At 74.2% G+C, this 23,091-nt stretch carries 21 protein-coding genes and 1 pseudogene; 12 read left to right on the top strand and 10 right to left on the bottom strand.

Features of this window, described 5'->3' with window-relative positions:
• Nucleotides 1–52 precede the first annotated feature (52 nt).
• Entirely contained in the window at nucleotides 53–865 is an 813-nt protein-coding gene (locus DOO78_RS21560; protein ID WP_111471947.1) for a MipA/OmpV family protein, read from the bottom strand.
• On the bottom strand, nucleotides 862–2,049 hold the full coding sequence (locus DOO78_RS21565; protein ID WP_111471948.1) for an MFS transporter: 1,188 nt from the start codon (nucleotides 2,047–2,049) through the stop codon (nucleotides 862–864). The genes DOO78_RS21560 and DOO78_RS21565 overlap by 4 nt, the downstream gene beginning before the upstream one ends.
• A 170-nt stretch (nucleotides 2,050–2,219) precedes the next feature.
• Here DOO78_RS21565 and DOO78_RS21570 point away from each other — a divergent pair, with 170 nt between their 5' ends.
• The 3 genes from DOO78_RS21570 (at nucleotide 2,220) to DOO78_RS21580 (ending at nucleotide 5,851) form a co-directional block, all read left to right on the top strand.
• Nucleotides 2,220–3,596: a protease gene (locus tag DOO78_RS21570; protein ID WP_207803003.1), complete on the top strand. Its 1,377-nt coding sequence runs from the start codon at nucleotides 2,220–2,222 to the stop codon at nucleotides 3,594–3,596.
• An 81-nt stretch (nucleotides 3,597–3,677) separates the two neighbouring features.
• A complete protein-coding gene (locus DOO78_RS21575) occupies nucleotides 3,678–4,889 on the top strand; it encodes an ABC transporter substrate-binding protein (protein WP_111471949.1) in 1,212 nt (403 codons plus the stop codon).
• A 14-nt stretch (nucleotides 4,890–4,903) separates the two neighbouring features.
• Nucleotides 4,904–5,851, top strand: coding sequence for an NAD(P)-dependent oxidoreductase (locus DOO78_RS21580; RefSeq protein ID WP_165839021.1), 948 nt, complete (start codon nucleotides 4,904–4,906; stop codon nucleotides 5,849–5,851).
• A gap of 33 nt (nucleotides 5,852–5,884) precedes the next feature.
• Here the strand turns inward: DOO78_RS21580 and DOO78_RS21585 are convergent, their stop codons facing one another.
• Complete coding sequence (locus tag DOO78_RS21585) at nucleotides 5,885–8,098, bottom strand: amylo-alpha-1,6-glucosidase (RefSeq protein WP_111471951.1); 2,214 nt, start codon at nucleotides 8,096–8,098, stop codon at nucleotides 5,885–5,887.
• A 181-nt stretch (nucleotides 8,099–8,279) separates the two neighbouring features.
• Between DOO78_RS21585 and DOO78_RS21590 the strand changes: the two genes are divergently transcribed.
• Genes DOO78_RS21590 through DOO78_RS21600 form a run of 3 tightly spaced genes read left to right on the top strand, consistent with a single transcriptional unit; the run spans nucleotide 8,280 to nucleotide 11,174 of the window.
• Entirely contained in the window at nucleotides 8,280–9,338 is a 1,059-nt protein-coding gene (locus DOO78_RS21590) for a type III polyketide synthase (RefSeq protein WP_111471952.1), read from the top strand.
• Nucleotide 9,339: 1 nt separating this feature from the next.
• Nucleotides 9,340–10,029 carry a methyltransferase domain-containing protein gene (locus tag DOO78_RS21595; RefSeq protein ID WP_111471953.1) on the top strand — a complete coding sequence of 230 codons (690 nt, stop codon included), beginning with the start codon at nucleotides 9,340–9,342 and terminating at the stop codon, nucleotides 10,027–10,029.
• On the top strand, nucleotides 10,026–11,174 hold the full coding sequence (locus tag DOO78_RS21600) for an NAD(P)/FAD-dependent oxidoreductase (RefSeq protein ID WP_111471954.1): 1,149 nt from the start codon (nucleotides 10,026–10,028) through the stop codon (nucleotides 11,172–11,174). The genes DOO78_RS21595 and DOO78_RS21600 overlap by 4 nt, the downstream gene beginning before the upstream one ends.
• 15 nt (nucleotides 11,175–11,189) lie before the next feature.
• Here DOO78_RS21600 and DOO78_RS21605 read toward each other — a convergent pair whose 3' ends face one another.
• The 3 genes from DOO78_RS21605 to DOO78_RS21615 form a co-directional block, all read right to left on the bottom strand.
• On the bottom strand, nucleotides 11,190–11,606 hold the full coding sequence (locus DOO78_RS21605; protein WP_111471955.1) for a cupin domain-containing protein: 417 nt from the start codon (nucleotides 11,604–11,606) through the stop codon (nucleotides 11,190–11,192).
• A gap of 131 nt (nucleotides 11,607–11,737) precedes the next feature.
• The gene (locus DOO78_RS21610; protein ID WP_111471956.1) at nucleotides 11,738–12,706 is read right to left on the bottom strand and encodes a tripartite tricarboxylate transporter substrate binding protein; all 969 of its coding nucleotides are present in this window, start codon (nucleotides 12,704–12,706) and stop codon (nucleotides 11,738–11,740) included.
• A gap of 146 nt (nucleotides 12,707–12,852) precedes the next feature.
• On the bottom strand, nucleotides 12,853–13,848 hold the full coding sequence (locus DOO78_RS21615; protein ID WP_111471957.1) for a tripartite tricarboxylate transporter substrate binding protein: 996 nt from the start codon (nucleotides 13,846–13,848) through the stop codon (nucleotides 12,853–12,855).
• A 314-nt stretch (nucleotides 13,849–14,162) separates the two neighbouring features.
• Between DOO78_RS21615 and DOO78_RS21620 the strand changes: the two genes are divergently transcribed.
• Nucleotides 14,163–15,176: a catalase family peroxidase gene (locus DOO78_RS21620; protein ID WP_111471958.1), complete on the top strand. Its 1,014-nt coding sequence runs from the start codon at nucleotides 14,163–14,165 to the stop codon at nucleotides 15,174–15,176.
• Nucleotides 15,177–15,540: 364 nt separating this feature from the next.
• Nucleotides 15,541–16,932 carry a dihydrolipoyl dehydrogenase gene (lpdA, locus tag DOO78_RS21625; protein WP_111471959.1) on the top strand — a complete coding sequence of 464 codons (1,392 nt, stop codon included), beginning with the start codon at nucleotides 15,541–15,543 and terminating at the stop codon, nucleotides 16,930–16,932.
• Nucleotides 16,933–16,994: 62 nt separating this feature from the next.
• On the opposite strand, the gene DOO78_RS21630 is transcribed toward lpdA, so the two are convergent.
• Complete coding sequence (locus DOO78_RS21630; RefSeq protein ID WP_111471960.1) at nucleotides 16,995–17,249, bottom strand: DUF2798 domain-containing protein; 255 nt, start codon at nucleotides 17,247–17,249, stop codon at nucleotides 16,995–16,997.
• Between the two features lie 247 nt (nucleotides 17,250–17,496).
• Here DOO78_RS21630 and DOO78_RS21635 point away from each other — a divergent pair, with 247 nt between their 5' ends.
• From DOO78_RS21635 to DOO78_RS21645, 3 genes are all read left to right on the top strand, one after another.
• Nucleotides 17,497–18,543 carry a DNA adenine methylase gene (locus DOO78_RS21635; protein WP_111471961.1) on the top strand — a complete coding sequence of 349 codons (1,047 nt, stop codon included), beginning with the start codon at nucleotides 17,497–17,499 and terminating at the stop codon, nucleotides 18,541–18,543.
• A gap of 48 nt (nucleotides 18,544–18,591) precedes the next feature.
• Nucleotides 18,592–18,900 (top strand): PGPGW domain-containing protein, encoded by a 309-nt coding sequence (locus tag DOO78_RS21640; RefSeq protein WP_111471962.1) that lies wholly within the window; start codon nucleotides 18,592–18,594, stop codon nucleotides 18,898–18,900.
• An 87-nt stretch (nucleotides 18,901–18,987) separates the two neighbouring features.
• The gene (locus tag DOO78_RS21645; protein WP_111471963.1) at nucleotides 18,988–20,238 is read left to right on the top strand and encodes an MFS transporter; all 1,251 of its coding nucleotides are present in this window, start codon (nucleotides 18,988–18,990) and stop codon (nucleotides 20,236–20,238) included.
• 53 nt (nucleotides 20,239–20,291) lie between these two features.
• Here the strand turns inward: DOO78_RS21645 and DOO78_RS21650 are convergent, their stop codons facing one another.
• Together DOO78_RS21650 and DOO78_RS21655 are read right to left on the bottom strand one after the other, a co-directional pair.
• Complete coding sequence (locus DOO78_RS21650; protein WP_111471964.1) at nucleotides 20,292–20,492, bottom strand: hypothetical protein; 201 nt, start codon at nucleotides 20,490–20,492, stop codon at nucleotides 20,292–20,294.
• Between the two features lie 99 nt (nucleotides 20,493–20,591).
• The gene (locus DOO78_RS21655; RefSeq protein WP_111471965.1) at nucleotides 20,592–21,392 is read right to left on the bottom strand and encodes an AraC family transcriptional regulator; all 801 of its coding nucleotides are present in this window, start codon (nucleotides 21,390–21,392) and stop codon (nucleotides 20,592–20,594) included.
• A 65-nt stretch (nucleotides 21,393–21,457) separates the two neighbouring features.
• Here DOO78_RS21655 and DOO78_RS21660 point away from each other — a divergent pair, with 65 nt between their 5' ends.
• On the top strand, nucleotides 21,458–22,705 hold the full coding sequence (locus DOO78_RS21660) for an MFS transporter (protein ID WP_111471966.1): 1,248 nt from the start codon (nucleotides 21,458–21,460) through the stop codon (nucleotides 22,703–22,705).
• A gap of 139 nt (nucleotides 22,706–22,844) precedes the next feature.
• On the opposite strand, the pseudogene DOO78_RS27690 reads toward DOO78_RS21660, so the two are convergent.
• Nucleotides 22,845–23,091: pseudogene (locus DOO78_RS27690) on the bottom strand (transposase); the annotation flags it as partial.

Genomic DNA, 23,091 nt, shown 5'->3' on the forward strand with positions numbered 1-23,091 from the left:
CGGAGGGGCTGTTGATGGGTCACCATCAACAGCCGTTCGTATCAGTGCGCGCTCAGTAGAAGCGGTAGGAGAGGAAGAGGCCGCCGAGCACCTGGTCGGCCGACCCGTCGGTGGTCCGCACGATCGGCGAATCGGCGGCCGCGCCCTGCAGCCTCCCGTATTCGGCATAGCCGAACAGGCTCCAGCGCTCCGTCACCTGCCATTGCACGGCGAGCAGCCCGCCGATGCGCTCGAGCCCGCCGCCCGCGCGATAGGGCTGGTAGCGGGAGGTCGCCGCCTCCGCCTCGCCGACGCCGTAGAAGGATTGCGCGAAGCGCTGCGTCACCACGCGCAGCTCCGGGCCGATCGAGAAGGCGACCCGGCCGACCGGCACGGAGAGCAAGGCCCGGGCATCGAGCGCCGCGCCGCGGTGGTTGTGCGCCACGTCCTGGGTGAAGCTCGCATCGGCGTAGAAGGGGCCGGACTCGTAGGCGAGGAAGAGCCCCGCCTCCACCGTGTCGGCAAAGCTGCGCAGCCCGGTCAGGTTGCGCCGGCTGGCATCCGAATCGCGCCCCTCGCGGAAGCGCAGGATTGGCCCGAAGGAGACGCCATGGCCGCGCAGCGCCGAGAGCCGCAGCCCGTCCAGCACATCGACATCGAGCCACTCCCCATAGCCGCCATTGATGAAGGGGAAGGGCCGCACCCGGGTGACGGCGCTGCCCGGATAGGCCGGCCAGAAGGTCGCCCCGGCGCCGAGGTTGAGCTCGAAGCCCTGGCGCTTCCGGCCGACATCCGGCGGCTCCTGCGCCAGGGCCGGCGCCGCGATGAACGCGGCCAGCAGGCCGGGCAGCGCCAGGCCGCGCCGCCAGATCGAGGAAAGGGTCATGTGGCGGATGCCTCCCGGGCCGGCCCGCGATGCGCTTCCCGCCGCAGCAGCAGGAAGCCGGTGAAGACGCCGCAGGCGAGCGCGACGACGAGCGGCAGGCCATGCGTCGAGAGATCGAGGGCGAGGCCGGCGAGGCTCGGCCCGAGCAGCGCCCCTGCGCCCCAGAGCAGCCCCATCGCGGCATAGACGCCGACCAGGTCGGTGCCGCGGAAGCGGTCGCCGATGATCGCCAGCATGGTGGTGTAGAGGCCGACGAAGACGCCGCCCCAGAGGAACAGGGCGGGATAGGCGATCCAGGGCTCGCGCAGCAGCACCGGCCAGGCCAGCGCCCCGAGCGTGGCCAGCAGGCCGAGGCCGAGCATCAGCCGGCGCCGGTCCATCCGGTCGCAGAGCCAGCCGATGGGAAGCTGCAGCAGGATGGCGCCGAGCATGAGCGTGGTGATGAGCTGCGTGCCCGCCTGCTCCTCCCAGCCCAGCCGGACGGCATAGAGGGTGAGGAAGGAGAGGCCCGCCGTCTCCACCCCGGCATTGAGCGCCGTCGTCGCCATGGCGACGGGCGCGAGGCGCAGCCAGCGCAGCAGGCCGCCAGGGCCATGCGCCCGCATCGGCGGCCGCACCACGCCCGGATGCAGCATCAGCAGCAGGGCGAGCAGCGCGATGCCGCTGCCGGCCGCGAAGGGTAGCAGCCCCTCCGCCCCGGTGAGGGAGAGGAGCAGCGGCCCGCCGGCGAAGCCGAGCGAGAGCAGCGCGGTGTAGGTCGCCATGATGCGGCCGCGCGTCGCGTCGTCGCTGAGCTCGCTCGCCCAGGTCTCGGTCAGCACGAAGAGGATCTCGGCGCCGATGCCGAGCCCGATGCGCAGCAGGAACCAGGCCCAGACCAGCGGCAGGGCGGGAAACAGCGGCAGCAGCAGGGCGGTGAGCAGCAGGGCGAAGAGGATCAGCGGCCGGGCGCCGAAGCGCCCCGCGAGGCGCGGCAGGGCGGGCGCCACCAGCAGCACGCCGAGCGCATGCATGGCGGCGTTGAGGCCGATCATCGTCTCGCCCAGGCCGCGCGCGGCGAGGTTCAGGGCGAGCAGCGGCGCGGCCAGGCTGTAGGTCAGGCCGAAGATGGTCGCGGCCGCGATGACGGCCGCGAGGGAGAGGCGCCGCGCCCGCGGCGAGAGGGCCGGCCGGTCATGGGACATGGGTCAGCCTCCGCATCGCCGCGCTTGCATCTTTCCAGCCTCCGCCTTTTCTGTTCATTATAAGAATGACATGATTCGCATATGATGCCAACGCCTGTTCCACGCCCGTGCCCGGCGGCCGGGCGCGGCGCGCAGGCCGGAACGTCCCCGCGTCAGCCCGGAGCCCGTCGATGATCGAACTCGTGCTGATCCTGTATGGCGGCGCCGTGGTGCGGCGCCGCTGGTGGCTGCTCGGCGCCTGCGGGCTGCTGTGGTTCGCGCTGGGCCTCGGCATCTTCGTCAACGCGCTGACGGAGGAAGTCCGGATCAACCCCGTCTGGTTCACCATCCCGCTCGTCATCGACGGCCTGCTCTCGCTGGGCGCCGCCTTCGGCAGCATCGGCGCCGGCAAGGGGCTGCGCTACGCCAAGGCCGGGCTGTTCCTGTTCCTCGCCCTGCTGATCTACGCGACGGCCGGGCGCGCCGACATGGTGATCGGCTTCGCCGCCGGCACCTTCCTGCTCGTCGACGCGGCCTGGCGGGCGAGCAGCGCCCATGTCGTCCGGTTCGCCGGCTGGCGGCGCGCCATCGCCTTCTCCGTCCTCGAGGCCGCCTTCGCGGTCTGGTCCTTCATCCCCTGGCCGACGAACTGGCGCGGCCAGGTGGGCATCGATGTCGGCACGCTGCTCATGTACTCCGCCCTCGGCCTCTGCACCCTGACCTGGCGCCTGGCCTGGCTGCCGGCGGGCGCGCCGATCTCGCGCGCCGTCGCGCGCGGCCTCCTCAAGCGCGGCCGCGGCCTGGCGATGATGCAGCGCCTGCCCGCGCTCCCGCCCCTCCCGGCCGGCCCGCGCATCACCGCCACGGTGCATGTCTGGACCCCGACCGGCGCCCTCGCCTCGGTGGACCGCGCCGTCAGCCGCTATGTCGCGGCGCGCGACGCGCAGGGCGTGATCTCGACCGGCCATGCCGCGCTCGAGGCCGGCGGCCTCTATATCAGCCACTATCCCGCGGTGGAGATCGAGCGCTCGCCGGACGACTTCCGCCGCACGCTCCGCGCCACGCCGGACAACGACGTGCCCGGCCGCTTCCAGCCGAGCTATGCCGAGGAGGCCGCGGGCTGGTGCGACTCCACCATGAAGGTCGCCATCCCCGGCGTGGACGCGGCGGCGCTCCGCCGCTTCTGGGAGGCCTATGGCGCGGACGCCACCTACAATCTGACCAGCCGCAACTGCTCGAGCACGGTGGCGACCGCCCTCGATGCCGGCATCGAGGGCGTCCTCGCGCCCCAGGCTGGCAGGCCCTATGTCCTGCTGCGCCTGCTGTTCAGCCCGGAGCTGTGGATCGCCGCGCAGCTCCGCCGCCGCGCCGCCGCCATGGCCTGGACGCCCGGCATCGTCCTCGACTACGCGCGGGCGCTCTCCTACGTCGTCGCCCTGCCCCAGCGTCTGGGTTTGGGTCGGGGCCCCGCGGCACGCGACGCGGCGGCGGAGGCCCCGGCCGGCCAGGCGCCGGAGGGCGGCGCGCCCCTGCCGCAGGACCCGGGCGCCGGGACGCTCTCGGCCTGACGGGTTGTCCTCCGCCCCGGCCGGGTTAGGCTGGCGGCATGAAGGCGCGCCTCGCAGCGGGCCCATGACACGGAGGAAGACATGTCCCGCTTCAGGAGCGCGGCCCTCGCGCTCGCCCTCGGGCTCGCGCCCGGGGTGGCGCCAGCGCAGGTCTCGGACGACGTGGTGCGCGTCGGCGTGCTCAACGACCTCTCCGGCCCCTATGCCGATTTCGCCGGCCCCGGCTCGGTGGTCGCGGCGCGCCTGGCCATCGAGGACATGGGCGGCAAGGTGCTCGGCAAGCCGGTCGAGGTGATCGGCGGCGACCACCAGAACAAGCCCGATGTCGGCGCCGCGCTCGCCCGCCGCTGGATCGACACCGACCGGGTGGACATGGTGATCGACATGCCGAACTCGGCCGTCGCGCTCGCCGTGCAGCAGGTGGGGCGGGAACGCAACCGCATCATCATCAACACCTCGGCCGCCACCACCGAGCTGACGGGCAAGCAGTGCTCGCCGGTCGGCTTCCACTGGGTGCTCGACAGCTACGCGCTGACCAGCGGCATCACCCGCGCCGTGATGCGCCAGGGCGGCAAGAGCTGGTACTACCTCACCGTCGACTACGAGGGCGGCTACGCGCAGGAGCGCGCCTCCGAGGTCGTGATCAACGCCGAGGGCGGCAAGGTGATGGGCCGCGCCCGGCACCCGCTGAACACCGCCGACTTCTCCTCCTTCCTGCTGCAGGCCCAGGCCTCCCGCGCGCAGGTGGTGGCGCTGGCCAATGCCGGCACCGACACGGTCACCGCCATCAAGCAGGCCGGCGAGTTCGGGCTGACGAAGCAGGGCCAGCGCCTGGTCGGCTTCTTCGTCAACATCACCGACATCAAGGCGCTCGGCCTGCCGACGGCGCAGGGCGTGGTCTCGGTCGATGCCTGGTACTGGGACCAGGACGACGAGACCCGGGCCTTCGCGCAGCGCTTCGCCGCGCGCCACCAGGGCCGGATGCCGACGCAGTACCAGGCCGGCGTCTATTCCGGCGTGCGGCACTGGCTGAAGGCGATCGAGGCCGCCGGCACCGACGAGGCGATGGCGGTCGCGGCCAAGATGCGCGAGCTGCCGGTGCAGGACGTCTTCACGAAGAACGGCCGGGTCCGCGCCGATGGCCGGCACGTGCACGACGTGCATCTGGTCGAGGTGAAGAAGCCCGAGGAGTCGAAGGGCCCCTGGGACCTCTACCGCATCGTCGCCACCATCCCCGCCGACCAGGCCTTCCGGCCGCTGAACGAGGGCGGCTGCCCGCTGGTGGCGCCATGAGCGGCGGCGAGGGCGTGCCAAGGGGCGTTCCGGGGGGCGCATCGGGCCCGCTCGGCTTCGTCGGCCTCGGCGCCATGGGCGCGCCGATGGTCCGCCGGCTGCTCGCGGCCGGGCACCGGGTGCTGGTGCACGACGTGAATCCGGCGGCAGTTGCCGCCGCCGTCTCGCGCGGCGCCGCGGCGCGGGACAGCCCGGCGGCGGTCGCCGCCGAGGCGCCGGCGGTGCTGGTCAGCCTGCCGACGCCTGCCGTGGTGCAGCAGGTGGCGCTCGGCGCCCGCGGGCTGCGCGAGGGCCTCGACGGCGGCGGGGCGATGCGGATCTATGTCGATCTCTCGACCACGGGCGCGCAGATGGCGCAGCAGGTCGCCGCCGGCCTGGCGCCGCAGGGCGTCGTCGCGCTCGACGCGCCGGTCTCGGGCGGCGTCGCCGGCGCCGAGGCGGGCAGCCTCTCGGTCATGGCGGCCGGCGAGCGCGCCGCCTTCGACGCGATGCGGCCGGTGCTCGAGGCGATCGGCAGCAACACGGTCTTCGTCGGCGAGGCGGTCGGGCTCGGCCAGACCTTGAAGCTGGTGAACAACCTGCTGGCGGCGACCACCTGGGCGGCGGCCTGCGAGGCGCTGGCCATGGGCGCCAAGGCCGGGCTCGATCCCGAGCTGATGGTCTCGGTCATCAACCGCAGCTCCGGCCGCAGCTTCCCGACCGAGCGCTTCGCCGCCGGGCCGGTGCTGTCGCGGCGCTTCGACTTCGGCTTCCGGATGGAGCTGATGGCCAAGGACATGCGCCTCGCCCTGCAGGAGGCGGAGGCGCTCGGCCTGGTCATGCCGACCAGCCGGGCGGCGCAGACGCTCTACGGGCTGGCGATGGCCGGCGGCGGCGCGACGGAGGACGTCACCGCCCTCGCCCGCCTCACCGAGGGCTGGGCCGGCGTCGAGATCGCCGACCCGCGCCGCAACGAGGGGTGACCGAGCGGCCGCGCGCAGCGACGTCCTGGGGCGCTACGCCAGCAGCACCGCCGTGATCTCGCCGCTGCGCCGGGCCACGTTCATCGCCACCGAATCGCCGCCCGCGCGCGTCAGCTCGATATCGATGCGCGCCTCGCCGAGCGAGAGGTTGCGCAGCAGCACCCGGTCGAGCCCGGCCGGCAGCACCGGCCGCTCCAGCCGCACCAGCCGCGCCTTCGGGTCGAAGGAGAGGCCGAGGCAGGCGCCGAGCAGCCCGATCGGCGCCGCCGCCGCCCAGGCCTGCGGCGCGCAGGCCACCGGATAGGCGGTCGGCCCCTGGCCGCCGCGGCGCGGGAAGCCGCAGAACAGCTCCGGCAGCCGCCGCAGGTCGAGCTTGCCCGCCGCCGCCGAGAGCCCCTCCAGCAGCCGCGCCGCCGCGGCGCGGTGGCCGTAGCGGGCAAGGCCCATGCCGATCAGCGCCGTGTCGTGCGGCCAGACCGAGCCGTTGTGGTAGCTCATCGGGTTGTAGCGGCGCTCGGTGGTGGCCAGGGTGCGGATGCCCCAGCCGGAATGGAAGCTGCCATCCAGCAGGTGCCGCGCCACCATGGCGGCGCGCTCCGGCGCGGCGAGGCCGCCGAGCAGCACCTGCCCGGCATTCGAGCTGCGCACCCGGCAGGGCCGCTTGTCGCCATCGAGCGCCAGGGCGTAGAGGCCGAGCTCCTCGCACCAGAAGCGCGCCTCGAAGCGCTCGCGCAGCGCCGCCGCCTGGCGCTCCATCGCCGCGGCCCGCGCCTCCGGCAGGCCGAGGGCGCGGGCGATGCGGGCGCCGGCCAGCCAGGCGGCATGCACATAGGCCTGCACCTCGCAGAGCGCGATCGGCCCCTGCGCCAGCGTGCCATCGGCATGCGAGACGGAATCCCAGCTATCCTTCCAGCCCTGGTTGGCGAGGCCGGTCGCGGTGCGGCGGCCATACTCGACGAAGCCGTCGCCGTCGCGGTCGCCATGCTGCTCGATCCAGCCGAGCGCCGCCTCGAGATGCGGCCAGAGCGGGCGCAGCGCCTCGGCCTCGCCGGTGCGGTCCAGCCAGGCGCCGGCCAGCGCGACGAAGAGCGGCGTCGAATCGATGCTGCCGTAGTAGCGGCCGAAGGGCACCTCGCCGAGATCGGCCATCTCGCCGTGCCGCATCTCGTGCAGGATCTTGCCCGGCTCGGCATCCGCCGCGGCGTCGAAGCCGGTCGCCTGCATGGAGGCGAGGTGGCGCAGCACGCCGAGCGCCAGCGCCGGGTCGAGCCAGAGGGTGAGCCAGGCGGTGATCAGGCTGTCGCGGCCGAAGACGGTGCTGAACCAGGGCACGCCGGCATAGGGGAAGGGCCCGTCCGGCGTCGCCGTGCTGAGCATGGTGAGGTCGGCGACCGAGCGGCCGATCATCTCGTCGAAGCCGGTATCGGCGGTGACGACCGAGGCCGAGCGCGCCTGCGCCGCGCGCCGCGCCCGGCTGTCCTCCCAGAGGGCGCGCAGGAAGGCGGCGCCGGCTGCCTCCCGCGGCGGCGTGCCGCAGGCATGGCCGGCATCGCTGACGCAGCGGGTCTCGACCAGCAGGGTGCGCCGCTCGCCGGGGGCGAGGGCGATCTCGAACACCGCCGTCTCCGCCTCGATGCGCGCCGGGCGCGGCTCGAAGCGCAGCCGGGTCTCGCGCCGCTTCGAATCGAGCCCGGTATAGGCGAGGATGAGGCCGGCCGGCCCCTCGGCCGGCGGATGCAGGGTGCCGCGCTGCGCCCGCCGCTCGCCGCGCACCTCGAAGAGGTCGGCGAAATCGGATTCGACGCGGATCGCCAGCTCGAGCCGCAGCGCCTGCATGGAGTGGTTGCGCAACGCGATGCGCTCGTAGCAGGTTCCGTTGCGCAGGAAGATCGAGCGCCGGAGGTGCAGCAGGTCCTTCTCGATGCCCGGCGCCCCGGCCAGGCCGGGCAGGTCCGGGTTGGTCAGGTCGCAGGTGAGCATGGCGCCGTCGTCGGAGACGGCGGAGCTCAGCAGCAGCAGCCGCCGCCCGGCCAGCGTCAGCTCCAGCCGCGACAGGTGCCGCGTGTCGCGGTGATAGAGCCCCTCCGGCCCGCCCGGCTGAGGCAGCGCGTCGCCGTCGCGGTTCAGCACGGCGAAGGTGTCGTCGCCCTTGAGCACGCGCGGCCGCATCTCCTGCAGCGAGACGCTGGCGGTGATGGCATGCGCATCCGCGCCGTCATTGGCCGGCAGGGCGTGGGGTGCGGACATGGCAGGTTCCTCGGGCCGGTGCGGGAGGGAGGGCAGACGGAGGGGCAGACGGAGGGAAGGAATGGCGCTGGGCCGCAGCCGCAACCCGCCGGCCCCAGGAAACACGCATGCGTGACCGGTTTCTCTCCGGTCGGCGGAGGCCGGACGGCCCATTGCGGCGGCGCGGCCCCATCTCCTCCGGGTGACCCAGCCGCACATCAACCGCATCGCCACCGCCCTGCCGCAGCACGAGGTGCACACGGCCTTTCGCCGCTTCGCCGGGCGGCAGATCGTCGCGCCGGGGCTGCGCGACGCCTTCGGCCGCCTGGCCGAGCGGGCGCAGATCGAGCGCCGCTGGTCGGTGCTGGAGCCGGAGGCGGATGCCAGCGGCACCACGGACGGCTTCTACCGCACCGACCGCTTCCCCGGCACCGCCGCCCGCATGGCCCGCTTCGAGGCCGAGGCGCCGGCGCTGGCCGAGGCGGCGGGGCTGGCGCTCGGGCTGGAGCGCGAGGGGCCGGGGCTGACGCAGCTGCTGCTCGCCACCTGCACCGGCTTCGCCGCCCCCGGCCTCGACCACTGGATCATCCGCCGCTTCGGCCTGCCCGGCTCGGTGGAGCGCAGCGTCATCGGCTTCATGGGCTGCCAGGCGGCGCTCAACGCGCTGAAGCTGGCGCACCACATCGTCCGCAGCGACCACCGCGCCCGGGTGCTGGTGCTGAACCTCGAGCTGTGCAGCCTGCACCTGCAGCCGGCGACCGGCCTCGAGCAGCTTCTCTGCTTCCTGCTCTTCGCCGATGGCTGCTCGGCGGCGCTGGTCTCGGCCGAGCCGACGGGGCTGGCGATCGAGGGCTTCCACGCCGCGCTGGTGCCGGAGGCGGCCGACCAGATCACCTGGCGCATCGGCGATGCCGGCTTCGACATGACCCTCTCCGGCTTCGTGCCGCTCACCCTGGCCCGCGCCCTGCCCGGCCAGGCGGAAGCCATCCTCGCCGGCCTGCCGGTCGAGGCCATCGACCTCTGGGCGGTGCATCCGGGCGGCCGCAGCGTGCTCGACGCCGTGGCGCGCGGCCTCGAACTCGACGGGGCGGCGCTCGATGTCAGCCGCGCGGTGCTGCGCGAGCACGGCAACATGTCCTCGGCGACGGTGATGTTCGTCCTCGCCCGCATGCTGGCCGGGGCGCGGCGCGGCCAGCGCGGCTGCGCCCTCGCCTTCGGCCCCGGCCTCTCGGCCGAGACCATGCGCTTCCGGGTGGCCTGAGATGCTGGACCGGCGCAGCACGGCCGCCGAATGGATGGATGACGCGGCGGCGAGCGAGCCGGCCTTCGCCGGGGCGCTGCGCGACCTCGCCCGCGTCAACCGCCTGAGCCTCGCCTACCGGCCGGTGCTGCGCTGGCTGGACCGGCTGGTGGCGGAGACCGGGGCGCGCCGCCTCTCGGTGCTCGATGTCGGGGCCGGCGGCGGCGACATGCTGCTGCGGATCGCCGCCTGGGCCAGGCATCGGGGGGTGACGGTGACGCTCACCGGGCTCGACCGCAGCCCCTGGTCGGCGCGCCATGCCGCCGCCGCCGGGGTGCCGGCGGACTGGCTCACCTGCGACCTCTTCGCCCTCGAGCCGGAGCGGCGCTTCGACGTGGTGCTGTGCAGCCTCTTCGCGCACCACCTGCCGGACCCGGAGCTGGTGCGCTTCCTGCGCTGGCTGGAGGCGCATGCCGCGCGCGGCTGGCTGATCTCCGACCTGCACCGGCACTGGCTGCCCTGGGGCTTCGTCTGGGGCAGCTTCCGGCTGCTGCGCCTCGACCCGATGGTGGTGCATGACGGCCCGGTCTCGATCGCCCGCGCCTTCACCCGCGCCGATTGGGCGCGGTTGCTCGCCGCGGCCGGGGTGGAGGCGGAGATCGCCTGGGCCTTCCCCTTCCGCTGGCTGGTCGGCCGGCGCCGCGGCGGATGAGCGGCAGCCGGGCGATGCAGGCCGAGGTGGCGGTGATCGGCGCCGGCCCGGCCGGCTGCGCGGCGGCGATCGGCCTCGCCCGGGGCGGCTGCCGGGTGCTGCTGCTCGATCGCGCGGCGACGGCGCGGGAGAGCGTCTGCGGCGAGTTCCTCGGCCCCGCCGCGGTCGCGGCGCTGGGCCGGCTCGGGCTCGACCCGGGCAGGCTCGGCGCGGTGCCGCTGCGCCAGGCCCGGATCGGCCGCGGCGGGCGGGAGGCCGGCTTCGCCCTGCCCTTCCCCGCCTGGGCCCTGCCGCGGCGGGTGCTGGACGGCGCGCTGCGGGAGGCGGCCGCCGCGGCCGGGGTGGTGCTACATACCGGCCTCGCGGTGCAGGGCGCCCGGCCCGCGGGGGCCGGCTGGGCGGTGCAGCTGCCGCGCGGCGCGGTGGCGGCACGGCAGGTCGTGCTGGCCAGCGGCAAGCACGCGCTGCGCGGCCATCCGCGGGACGGGGCACGCCAGGGATGGCTCGGCCTCAAGCTGCATCTGGAGGGCGGCGCGGCGGGGGAGGCGGTGACGCTGCTGCCCTTCGCCGGCGGCTATGCCGGGCTGCAGCCGCGGCCGGGCGGCGGCGCCACTCTCTGCGCCGCGCTGCCGGGCCGGGCGGCGGGCGCGGCGATGGCCTGGGCAGGCGACCCCTGGGTGCGCGACCCCTGGGTGCGCGATCCCTGGGTGCGCGATCCTTGGGCCTTCCTGGCCCGGGTCGCGGCCGGCTCGGCGCTCGGCGCGCGGCTGCTGGCCGGGGCGCGGCCGGCCTGGGAGCGGCCGCTCGCCATCGCCGGCCTCCCCTATGGCTTCCGGGCGGCGCCCGTGGGGCCGGCCGGGCTGTACCGGGTCGGCGACCAGGCGGCGGTGATCCCGAGCTTCACCGGCGAGGGCATCGGCCTCGCCCTGCAGTCCGGCCTGGCGGCGGCGGCGGCGATCCTGGCCGGCGAGGCGGCGACGGAATTCCAGACCCGCTGGCAGGCGCGGATCGCCGGGCCGATGCGCTGGGCCGGCCTCGGCGCCTGGGCGCTGCGGCGGGCGCCCGGCGGCCTCGTCGCCGCGGCCCGGCTGGCCCCGGCGGCGCGGCTGCTGGCGCGGCGGACGCGGCTGGCGGCGGGCGGATGAGAGTCTGCCGCCGCCTTAACCCGGATCGAGGATGGTCAGCGCCGTCTCGGCCGTATCCACCACGAAGATGGCGAGCAGCGTCGCGGGCGCGCTGTCGCTGGCATTGGCGCTGACCGCGTGATGGTCGCCCGGCGCCTCGGTGAAGCTCTCGCCCTTGCGGTAGACCCGCGCCGGCGCCCGGTTCACCGCGCTGCGGATGGCGCCGTCGAGGACCGTCGCGGTGATGAAGGCCGAGGCGGCGTGGCGATGCGCCGGCGTCGCCGCGCCCGGCCCGTATTCGACGAGCACGCCCTTCAGGCTCTTGCCGGGGATATTCGGCAGGGCGTGGTCGAAGACCACCGTCACCCGGGACTGGCCGCGGCCGGGATCCTCGGCGCGGGCGGCGATCGGGGCAAGGAGCAGGGCGGCGGCGAGCAGCAGGGCTTTCGGCATCTCTGGCCTCCAGGGTTCGGCAGGGCCGGGCGCCGGGAGGGCCCCGCCGCCGCAGGGGTATGACGACGCACCGCCGCCCGGCGTGACGCGGCGGGACGGGCCTCATCGCCCCGCCCGGGCCGCGCCGCGGCTCAATCGATGGTCAGGCCGAGCCGCGCCACCATCTGCTTCTCGTACTCCACCCGCGCCTTCGCGAAGGCCAGGTAGTCCGCCGGGCCGAGATACTCCTGCGGCATGTCCCAGCGGCGGATGATCGCCTGGCTCGCCTCGTCCTCCAGCGCCTTGCGGAAGGCGCGGTGCAGCACCTCGACCACCGCCGGGTCCATCCCCTTCGGCCCGGCGATGCCATAGGGCGAGGTGACCGTCATGCCATAGCCGAGGTCGTGCAAGGTCGGCGCCTCGGGGAAGGCGGCCAGGCGCTCGCGCGTCCAGATCGAGAGCAGGCGGAACTCCCCCGCCTCGACATTCGGGCGCCAGGCGGCGCTGTCCGCCACCACGTCGATCTGCCGGCCGAGCAGCGCCGTCACCCCCTCCTGCGCGCCGCGGAAGGGCACATGCGTCATCTGCACGCCCTCGCGGCCGCAGATCTCCTCCATGGCGATGTGGTTGGTGGTGGCGATGCCGCTGGTCGAGAAGGTGAGGTCGCCGGGCCGCTTGCGCGCCGCGGCGATCAGGTCCGCGAAGCTGCGATGCGGGCTGTCGCTGCGCACCACCGTGCCGAAGAGGAAGCCGCTCACCTGCATGACATAGGTGAAGTCGGCGACCGGGTCCCAGGTCTTCTGCTTCGTCAGGAAGGGGTGGCGCAGGATCGAGAGGTGGTGGTGCGCCAGGGTGTAGCCGTCCGGCTGCGCCTGGTTGACCAGGAACAGCGCCGCCTGGGTGCCGCGGGCGCCGGGGCGGTTCTCGATCACCACGGACTGGCCGAGATCCTTCTGCACGATCTCGAACATCTGCCGGTGCAGCGCGTCCAGCGAGCCGCCGGGCGGCCAGGGGATGAGGAAGCGGATCGAGCGGTTGGGGTAGCGGCCCTGGCCGAGGGCGGGCGCGGCGAGGCCAAGGCCGAGCCCGAGAAGCGCGGCGCGGCGGGCGATGTGCGGCATGCGGTGTCGTCTCCTCCCGGATGCGTGCGGGGCGATGTCGTACCAGGCGTGCGACGTTCCGGCCTGCGGCCCGCGGGGCCGGGCGCCCGAACGGGCGCCGCGCCAAGTGGCGAAGGCCGAGGCAAACCGGAGGGTCGCGCCCGGTCTCAGTCGATGCGGAGGTTGAGCTTCTTCGCCATCGCCTGCTCGTATTCCGCGCGGCGGGCGATGAAGTCGCGGTAGTCCCGGTTCGAGTAGTATTCGAGCGGCATGTCGAACTGCGTCCGCACCGCCGCATTGGCCGGGTCCATCAGCGCCGCGTGGAAGGCGTCGTGCAGCCGCTGCACCACCGCCGGGTCCATCCCCTTCGGGCCGGAGAGGCCATAGGGCGAGGTGATGACCATGTCGTAGCCCAGCTCCTTCAGCGTCGGCGCCGCGGGGAAGCGCGGCGAGCGCTCGGCGGTCCAGACGCAGAGCAGGCGGAGCTGTCCGCCCTCGACCAGCGGCGCCCAGGCGGAGCTGTCGGCGACGCTCATCACCTCCCCCGAGGCCACCGCCACCGCCGCCTCGTTGGAGGCGCGGTAGGGCACGTGCACCAGCTCGATCTTCTCGCGCGCCGAAAGCTCCTCCATCGCCAGGTGGTTGGTGGTGGCGATGCCGGAGGTGGCATAGGTCAGCCGCCCGGGATTGGCCCGCGCATGGGCGACGTAGTCCTGCCAGCTCCGGATCGGGCCATCGGCCTTGACGACCACGCCGAACATCCAGCCGCAGAGGCCGATGATGTGGGTGAAGTCCTGCACCGGGTCCCAGGGCGGGGTGCGCACCAGGAAGGGCCGCCGCACCACCGACATGTGCATCTGCGACAGGGTGTAGCCATCCGGCCTGGCCTGGGTGGTGAGGAATTGCGCGCCGAGCGTACCGGAGGCGCCGGCGCGGTTCTCCACCAGCACCGGCTGGCCGAGCGTCTTCGAGGCCAGCTCGGCCAGCGAGCGGAGCTGCGCATCGGCCGAGCCGCCAGGCGGCCAGGGGACGATCAGGCGGATCGGCCGGTCGGGGAAGCGGCCCTGCGCCCGGGCGGCGGGCGCGAGCGCCGGCGCGGCGAGCAGCGCCCCGGTCCCGGCGAGGAGGTGGCGGCGACCGGCCAGGCGTCCGGCGATGGGCATGGGATTCCTCCGTTCTGGTTGCCGGCACTCTGCCGGTCGCGCGCGGGGAGGGAAAGACCGCCCGGCGCGGCGGGCGAGCAGGCGGCGAAACGGATGGCCGGCTCGTTGCATCGGGATCGGATCGCCCCGCGGCACGTTCCCGGCGGGCCGCGATCGGCTCTAGGGTCGCCGCGGGCATGCCCCGGGCCGGGCGGGCGGATGCCGCGGGCCCGGCGCTGCCCGCCCCTGCCCCCGGCCGGCCGCCGCCCGCGCCATGCCCCGCCCATGAGGCCCACCACGCCACGCCTCCCCCGCCACCGAGGAGACCGAAGCCGATGCGCCTGACCGCGCCCCTGTTGCTGGCCGCCCTGTTCGCCGGCCCCACCTTCGCCCAACCCGCCCTGGCCCAACCCGCCTTGGCCCAACCCGCGACCGAGCCCCTGCCGCAGGCGCTCTACGACACCATGGTCAAGGGCAATGGCCGTCTCTATCCCGGCTACCGGGTGAACCACGCCAAGGGCGCGCTCTACGAGGGCAGCTTCACCCCCTCGCCCGAGGCGGCCAGGCTCAGCAAGGCGCCGCATCTGCAATCGACGCCCTCGACCCTGCTGCTGCGCTATTCCGATGCCGGCGGCATTCCGGATGTCGCGGACAACGCCGCCTCCGCCGCGGTGCGCGGCCTCGCCTTCACCTTCACCCTGCCCGACGGCACGGCGACCGACCTGATGATGATCAACGTCCCGGTCTTCGTGGTGCGCCGGCCGGAGGATTTCCTCGGCCTGATGCAGGCGGCGCAGGCAACCAGGCCGGACATGCCGCAGCCGACGCCGATCGCGCAGTTCCTCGCCGAGCACGAGGAGGCGCGCCGCTTCGTCACCACGGCCAAGCCCATGCCGCAGAGCTTCGCCACCGAGCAGTTCTACGCGCTGCACGCCTACCGGCTGACCAATGCGGCGGGGGAGAGCCGTTTCGTGCGCTTCCGCCTGGTGCCGGAGGCCGGCACCGCCTACCGCGCGCCGGAGAGCACCGCCGGCCTGCCGGCCGACGTGCTGTTCGACGAGCTGCGGACCCGCGTCGCCATGGGACCGGTGCGCTACCGGCTGGTCGCCCAGCTCGCCGCCGCCGGCGACCAGACGGCCGATCCCTCCGAGCCCTGGCCGGCGGACCGGCCGCTGGTCGAGCTCGGCACGGTCAGCGTCACCCAGGCGGTGCCGGACGGCCCGGTCGCCGAGCGCAAGGTGGGCTTCCTGCCCAACCGGGTGCTGCCGGGGCTCGACCTCTCGGACGACCCCTTCCTCACCATCCGCTCGGATGTCTATGCCATCGCCTTCCCGGCGCGGCAGCAATAGGCCAATCCCCCCGATACATCCCCGCGACGTCACGGCCTGCCGCGGCGAAGCCGCGGCAGGGCAACGGGACGCGACAGGCTGGGAGGGGCGGATCGGGCTGCCGCTGTCGGGACAGGCCGAGACCTGACGCGCGACGTCCCGACCTGCGGCCCGCGGGGCCGAGCGCCCGAGGGGGCGCCGCGCCGAGGGGCGCGACGGTGCGGCCTTCGCGCGCCTGGCCCGAGAGAGGGGTGGGCGGCGCGGGCCGGCTCCCGCCCGCCGCGCCCCTGCCATCCGGCCGCCGGCCTTGCGCCGCCGCGCCGATGGGGCCACCTTCCGCGCGCGTTCCGTCCCATTCCAAGGCCGCAAGGATTTCGTTCGCCCCATGCCCGAGAGCTTCGACCTCATCGTCATCGGCGCCGGTCCCGGCGGCTATGTCTGCGCCATCCGGGCCGCGCAGCTCGGCATGAAGGTCGCCTGCGTCGAGAAGCGCGCCACCCTCGGCGGCACCTGCCTCAATGTCGGCTGCATCCCCTCCAAGGCGCTGCTGCAATCCTCGGAGAATTTCGAGGAGACGGCGCATGGCTTCGCGGCGCACGGGATCATGGTGGAGGGCGTGACGCTCGACCTCGCCCGCATGCAGGCGCGGAAGGGCGAGGTGGTCTCGGCCAACGTCAAGGGCGTCGAGTTTCTCTTCCGCAAGAACAAGGTCACTTGGCTGAAGGGCGCGGCGAGGATCCTCGCCCCCGGCAAGGTCGAGGTGGCGGGCGAGACCTACGAGACGAAGACCATCGTCATCGCCACGGGCAGCGACAGCGCGCCGCTGCGCGGCGTCGAGGTGGACGAGCGGCGCATCGTCACCTCGACCGGCGCGCTCGAGCTGCCGGAGGTGCCGAAGCACCTCGTCGTCATCGGCGGCGGCGTCATCGGGCTCGAGCTCGGCAGCGTCTGGCGCCGCCTCGGCGCCGAGGTGACGGTGATCGAGTTCCTCGACCGCCTCATCCCCGGCATGGACAGCGAGATCGCCAAGCAGCTCGAGCGCATCCTCGGCAAGCAGGGCATGCAATTCCGCCTGAAGTCCAAGGTCACCGGCGCGACCAGCGGCAAGGACGGCGTGACCCTCAGCGTCGAGCCCGCCGCCGGCGGCGCGGCCGAGGCGATCAAGGCCGATGTGGTGCTGCTCGCCATCGGCCGCCGCCCCTACACCGAAGGGCTCGGCCTGGCCGAGGCCGGCGTCGCGCTCGATGAGCGCGGCCGGGTGAGGACGGACGCGCATTTCGCCACCAATGTCCCGGGCATCTACGCGATCGGCGACGTCATCGCCGGCCCCATGCTCGCCCACAAGGCGGAGGACGAGGGCGTCGCGGTGGCCGAGATCCTGGCCGGCCAGGCCGGGCATGTGAACTACGCCGCCATCCCGGCCGTGATCTACACCTGGCCCGAGGTCGCCGCGGTCGGCGCCACGGAGGAGGAGCTGAAGCAGGCCGGCATCGCCTACAAGGCCGGCAAATTCCCCTTCTCCGCCAATGGCCGCGCCCGCGCCATCGGCGATGTCGATGGCTTCGTGAAGATCCTCGCCGATGCGAAGACCGATCGCGTGCTGGGCGCGCACATGATCGGCCCGGATGTCGGCACGCTGATCGCCGAGATCTCGCTCGCCATCGAGTTCGGCGCCTCCTCGGAGGATGTCGCGCGCACCTGCCACGCGCATCCGACATTGAACGAGGCGGTGAAGGAAGCGGCGCTCGCGGTCGAGGGCCGCGCCATCCACATCTGATCCGAAGGGCCGTTGCTGGCGACCCAGCAACGGCCCTTCAGAGGCCGGGCGCAGACCGCCGCTCAGCGCGGCGGCGGCGCCACCACCAGCGCGGCCAGCCGCCGCACCGCCGGCAGCACGACGAGCAGCACCGGGAAGGCGACCAGCCAGGACACCATCCAGGCGGCGGGCCAGGCGCGCAGGAATTCCGGCCCGGGGCCGAGCGCGCGCAGGGTCGAGATGCCCGAGACGATGAAGGTCATCATCACGGAGAGGAGGAAGGGCACCACCACCATGCCGTAGCGGGGCGGCAGCTTCCTCGGACGGGGAAGAGGCATCGGTCTGTCTCAACGATCTGGCCCGGCCGGCGATGGCGCATGCAACGCATCCTGCCGCCGCATGGCGACGGGCCCTGTGGAATGCGTTGCCTGACGTGAGACGCTTACGGCCGGACGATGCCGGGCGCCCGCTTCTACCCGGCCGCCCGCCCGCTGCCAAGCCGGAACCTTGCCGGCACCGGCCGCCATCGGGGATCGTGGATGGGTTCGCCTTCGAACCTAAGCTGCGATAGGCTGCGCCCCGATCATGATCAAGTATATCGGCTCGAAGCGGGCCTTGCTGGGCCATATCCTGGCCGCGATCGGCGCCGCGGCGCCCGCGGGCGCGACGCTGCTCGACCTCTTCTCCGGCACCGCGCGGGTCGGGCATGCGCTGAAGCGCGCCGGCTACCGGGTGGTGTCGAACGACCACAACGCCTTCGCGCATCGCCTGGCCACCTGCTACGTGCAGGCCGATGCCGAGCGCTGGGCGGAGCGGGCGGCGCGCCTGCTGGCCGAGCTGCAGGCCCTGCCGCCGCGCCCGGGCTGGTTCACCGAGACCTATTGCCGCGCCGCCCGCTACCTGCACCCGGAGAATGGCGGCAAGGTCGAGGCGATCCGCGAGGCGATCGCCGGCCTCGGCGCCGAGCCGGAGCTGGAGGCGATCCTGCTCACCGCCCTGCTCGAGGCGGCCGACCGGGTCGATTCCACCGCCGGGCTGCAGATGGCCTACATGAAGCAATGGGCGCCGCGGGCGCTGCAGCCGCTGCAGCTCCGCCTGCCGGCGCTGCTGCCCCGCCCGGAGGCCGGCGCCTGCCAGGCGCTCTGCGGCGAGGCCGAGGCCGTCGCCGCCGCGGTCGCATGCGACCTCGCCTATCTCGACCCGCCCTACAACCAGCATTCCTACCTGCGGAACTACCATGTCTGGGAGACGCTGGTCCGCTGGGACCAGCCGGAGGTCTATGGCGTGGCGCAGAAGCGCGCGGATTGCCGCACCCGCCTGTCGGATTTCAACAGCCGCCGGCGCATCGGCCCGGCGCTGGCGCGGACCGTGGCGGCGCTGCGCTGCCCGGCGGTCATCGTCTCCTTCAACGACGAGGGCTACCTCGCCCGGGCGGAGCTCGAGGCCATGCTGGCCGCCCGCGGCCATGTGCAGGTGATCGAGATTCCCTATGGACGCTATGTCGGCGCCAAGATCGGCATCCACAACCCGAAGGGCGAGAAGGTCGGGCAGGTCGGCCGGCTCACCAATGTCGAGTACCTGTTCCTGGCGAGCGAGCGGCGCATCTCCCTGCCAGCGCCGCGCGCGGCCTGAGGGCCCGGCGTGACGGGCGGCGAGAGGCCAAGGGAGAGGCCAGCGGAGATGCCTGCGGAGAGGCCCGGGGAGGAGACGGGCGCCGCGCCGGGCGCGCCCTCCCTGCCGCGCAAGCTGGCCGGGTTCGGTCTGCTCGGGCTCGGCGTGCTGGGCATGGTGCTGCCGGTGCTGCAGGGCTTCCTCTTCCTCGCCCTCGGCCTGTTCATCCTGCGCGACCAGTATGACTGGGCGCGCTCGGGCATGGCCCGGCTGCGCGCCCGCTTCCCCCGCCAGATCGAGGGCGTGGAGGCGATGGAGACGCGGCTGGTCGGCTGGTCCCGCCGCCAGGGCGAAAGGCTGCGCCGCCTGCTGCCCTGAGCGGCCGCGGCGCAATGCCTCGCCGGCCCGGATGACCGGGGGCGCCATCCGCTTGGCGGCGGCGGCGATGGCGCGACACTCGCGCCCATGTCGCGCCGCGTGACCTCGCCGCCGGATCAGGGAGCGGGCCATGGCCCCGGGCCGGCCCCGCCGGGCGCCCGCCGCACCGCCCTGCTCCTCGGCCTGGCCCAGATGCTGGTCTGGGCGGTCACCTACTACCTGCCCGCGGTGGTGGCGCCGGTGGTGGTCGCCGAGCTCGGCGCCAGCCCGGCCGCGGTCTATGGCGCCTTCTCCGCCGCGCTGCTGATCGCCGGCCTCGCCGCGCCGCGGGTGGGCCGGGAGATCGAGCGGCGCGGCGGCCGGCCGGTGCTCGCCCTCTCCACCCTGCTGCTCGCCGCCGGGCTGGCGCTGCTCGGCCTGCTGCCGGGCCTCTGGGGCTGGATGCTCGGCTGGGTGGTGCTCGGCCTCGGCATGGCGACCGGGCTCTACGAGGCCGCCTTCGCCACGCTCGGCGCGCTCTATGGCCGGGCGGCGCGGCAGCCGATCACCCTCGTCACCCTGCTCGGCGGCTTCGCCAGCAGCCTCGGCTGGCCAATGAGCGCGGCGCTGCTGCCCTGGCTCGGCTGGCGCGGCACCTGCCTCGCCTATGCGGCGCTGCTGCTGCTGCTCGTGCTGCCGCTCTACCGGCGGCTGCCGCGCGCCGGGGCGACGGCCGCCGCCCCGGCGGGCGCCGCGCCCGAGGCGGCGGGCCCGCCGCTGCCCGCGGCCTGGGTGCGGCGCAGCCTGGTGCTGGTCGCCGGCTTCTTCATCCTGCGCGCGATGATCAGCGCGACCCTGTCGGTGCACCTGATCGCGCTGCTCGGCGGGCTCGGCCTCTCCGCCGCCGCGGCGGTCGCGGCCGGGACGCTGATGGGGCCGGCGCAGGTCGGCGGCCGGTTGCTGGAGTTCACCCTCGGGCGGAGGACGCATCCGCTGGCCGCGGCGCGGCTCGCCGGGGCGCTGCTGCCGGCCGGGGCGCTGCTGCTGGTGCTCGGCGGGCCGGCGATGGCGGTGCCCTTCGTGCTGCTCTACGGGGCGAGCAACGGCATCGTCACCATCAGCCGCGGCGCCCTGCCGCTCGCGCTGTTCGGGCCGCGCGGCTACCCGGTGCTGCTGGGGCGGCTGGCCCTGCCGGTGCTGCTGGCCCAGGCGGCGGCGCCGATGCTGACCGCGCCGCTGGTGGCGCACCTGCCGGCGGCGGCGGTGCTGGGCCTCACCGGGCTGGTGGCGCTGCTCGCCCTGGCCTGCCTGCTGCCGCTGCGGCGGGCACCAGCCGAGGCCGCCGGGCCGGGAAGCTGACCCGCGGCCGGCGCCCGGGGGCGTCGATGGGCGACCACCGACGCAGGCGAGGATCAGTGATCCCGGTGATCGCGGGTGCGGGCGAGGGCGATCCAGGCGCCGGCGCTGGCGACCAGCAGGGTCGAGGCGCCGAACCAGACCAGCGTATACATCACGGCGCGTCGCAGCATCTCGGCGGAGACGAGGTCCATCCAGGCGAAGGTTGCGAAGACGACCAGAGCCAAGACCACGTGCTGCAGAGCCGCTTGCCGCATGACGCCCGTTCCTCCCGACCGGCCTGGATTCGCCGGTCTTTCCCGTAACATGACGACATATATCGTATACTGCACACCGATGTGATGCAAGCCTCCGTTTCACCGCGCATCCGTGTATTGACCCGCGCCGGGCGTCGTGCCGAAGGCGGCTCGAAATGCCGCGCCAAAGGCCGAGGCGCTGGCATAGCCCACCGCCGCCGCGGCGCGGGCCGGCGGCACCCCCTGGGCGAGCAGCGCCGAGGCCTCCGACAGGCGAAGCAATTGCCGCCAGCGGCCGAAGCTCATGCCCGTTTCGCGCCGGAACAGCCGGGTCAGGGTGCGCGGGCTGGCGCCGCACTCCGCCGCCCAGGTCTCGAGATCGGCGCCGCGCGCCGGGTCCGCCCGCAGCGCCTCGGCCAGGCGCCGCAGCCGGGCATCCCGCAGCGCCGGCAGGCCGAGCGGCAGGGCCGGGGCGCGGGCGATCTCATCGAGGATCAGCGCCGCCAGGTGCCGGCCGCGCCCGGCCTCGTCCCATTCCAGCGGCTCGGCGCAGGCGGCGAGGATGAGCTCGCGCAGCAGCGGCGAGACCGCCAGCACCGTCACCGCCGCCGGCCCCGCCCGGGCGGCATCGGCGCGCAGGAACAGCGCCCGCATGGCGACCAGCCCCTGCATCTCGCTCACATGCGCCAGCGTCGCCGGCAGCCAGAGCGCCCGGCCGGGCGGCACCACGAAGCTCGCGGCATCGGTGGTGATGCGCATGATGCCGCGCGTGGCGTAGAGGAGCTGCACCCGCTCGTGCCGGTGCCGCGGGATCACCTCGCCCTCCGCATAGTCGCGGGTGAAGCCGACCAGCGGCCGGTCCACCACATCCTGCGGCAGGCGGCGGGTCGGGGCGGGCGCGAATTGGCCGGATGGCGACATGGCTTGGCCGGACCTCGTTTGCCGGCCAGCCTAGGATGCCGGCAACGACCAAGGGAAGCGCCCGCATGCTCGACCCCGCGCGACGACAGATCATCTTCATCAACGCCGCCCACACGCTGACCCATTACGGGCTGCTGATCCTGGCGACGGCGGTGCTCGGCATCGTGCAGCAATCGCCCGTCGAGTTCGGGCGGGAGTACGGGCCGATCCTCGCCCTCGGGACCGGGATGTTCGTGCTCTACGGCCTCGGCTCCCTGCCGATGGGCTGGCTGGCCGAGCGCTTCGGGCGCAAGGCGATGATGGCCGGCTTCTTCCTCGGCACCGGCAGCGCCATGATCCTGGCCGGCTTCGCTCCCTCCCCGCTCCTGCTCGGCCTGGCGCTGGCCGTGATGGGCGCCTTCTCGGCGATCTACCACCCGATCGGCACGGCGATGCTGGTCGAGGCGGCGGGGCAGCGGGTCGGCCGCGCGGTCGGCATCAACGGCGTCTTCGGCAACCTTGGCGTGGCGCTGGCGCCGGTGATGACGGCCCTCGTCGCGGCGCGGCTCGGCTGGCATGTCGCCTTCCTGCTGCCGGGCGTGATCTCGATCGTGCTCGGCCTGTTCTATCTGCGCGAGCCGGCCTTCGACACGGCCAAGGCGGCGGGGACGCAGAAGCCCTTCCCGGTGATCCCGCCGGCCATCGTGCGGCGCGCCGTGACCGTGCTGCTGACCATCGCCGCCGTCTCCGGCCTCGTCTTCAACGCCTTCACCCTGCTGCTGCCGAAGCTGATGGAGGAGCGGCTGGCCGGCTCGCCGGACCTGCTGCCGGTGGTCGGGCTGCTGGCCTTCCTGGCGACGCTCTGCGGCGGGCTGACGCAGTACACCGTGGGCCACATGATCGACCGGCACACGCTGAAATGGGTGTTCATGCCGCTGGCGACGCTGCTGGTGCCCTGCCTGGCGCTGCTCGCCTTCGCCCAGGGCTGGGTGGTGCTGCCGCTCTCGGCGCTGATCGCCGCCTCGGTCTTCGGCCAGGTGACGGTGAACGAGACGATGACGGCGCGCTACGTGGCGCCGGCGCTGCGGACCAAGCTCTATTCCATCCGCTTCACCGTGGGCTTCCTCGGCGCCGCCATCGCCTCGCCGCTGGTCGGGCTGCTGCACGAGGCGACGGGCGGGCTGACGGCGCCGATGCTGGTGCTGGCCGGCGTCGGCGCGGTGACCTTCGTCTGCGCGCTGTTCTTCCCCAACCGGCCGGAGGAGCTGCGGCCCGAGCTCTGGGCCGCCGCGGCGCAGCCCGAGCGGGCGCCGGTGGCCGTGGCGGCGGAATAATTCCCCACGACGTCGCTGCGCGACGCCGTGGGGGCCCCGGGAGTCCCCTCCGATCAGGGCCTCGCACAGCCTGCCGAGGCAAAGCCTCGGCAGGGCAACGGGAGGCGACAGGACGGCGGCGGGGCGCATGGCGGGGGCCCTAGGCCGGCTCCCAGGCGCCGGGGATGCGGGTGCGGCCGCCGATGAAGCGGTGCATCCCGGCGAGCAGCCGGCGCCAGGGCCTGGGCGGCCACCAGCCGGGGTTGGCCTTGGCCAAGTTAGCGATGCGAAGGAACACCTCGGCGTAGCTTTCGGACAAATCCGGATCGGGCAGGTATTGCGAGGGCGCCGGCAGGGCGCTGTGCAGCCGCAGCCGCCGGGCCAGCACGATGGCGGCGAGGCCCATG

The sequence above is a fragment of the Roseicella frigidaeris genome (assembly GCF_003258945.1).
Taxonomy (GTDB): Bacteria; Pseudomonadota; Alphaproteobacteria; order Acetobacterales; family Acetobacteraceae; genus Paracraurococcus; species Paracraurococcus frigidaeris.